Origin of the sequence: Methylobacterium sp. E-066 (genome assembly GCF_022829635.1) — a bacterium.
In the GTDB taxonomy this organism is placed as follows: domain Bacteria; phylum Pseudomonadota; class Alphaproteobacteria; order Rhizobiales; family Beijerinckiaceae; genus Methylobacterium.
Window position 1 is genome coordinate 1 of sequence record NZ_JAKSYO010000116.1, and the last position, 412, is coordinate 412.

1 protein-coding gene is annotated in these 412 nt (G+C 71.4%); it reads right to left on the reverse strand.

All coding sequences use genetic code 11. The features are described 5' to 3' along the window. Window positions 1-91: 91 nt before the first annotated feature. Entirely contained in the window at window positions 92-265 is a 174-nt protein-coding gene (locus MKL20_RS17175; RefSeq protein WP_244037683.1) for a CsbD family protein, read from the reverse strand. Between the last annotated feature and the right edge of the window lie 147 nt (window positions 266-412).

Consider the following 412-nt stretch of genomic DNA (forward strand, 5'->3'; position numbering starts at 1 on the left):
CGACCCGGCCGATTGGTGGGGATCCGTGCTCCACCCCTGGTTGTGCGGTGGCTGCGATCGGGGCCGGACCGGCGGGCGCGGCCGAACCGCGTCAGCTCCGGCCGGTGACCTTGTCGGCCAGGTTCTTGGCGCCGGCCTTGCCGTCGCCCACGGTCTTCTGCGCCTCGCCCGTGAGCTCCTGCGCCTTGCCCTCGGCCACGAGCTGGTCGTTGCCCGTCACGGTGCCGGCGGGCTGGTTGACGTTACCCACGGCCTCGTTGGCCAGACCCTAGATCTTGTCGGTGGTGCTGCTCATCGAAACTCTCCTTCAGGGTTGCGCGATGGCCGGCTCATGCCGGTCGGAAGAGGTCCCCGCCGGGAGGCGGGGACCGATGGGGATCAGGCGCGGCGGGTCTCGTAGGCGCCGAGCAGG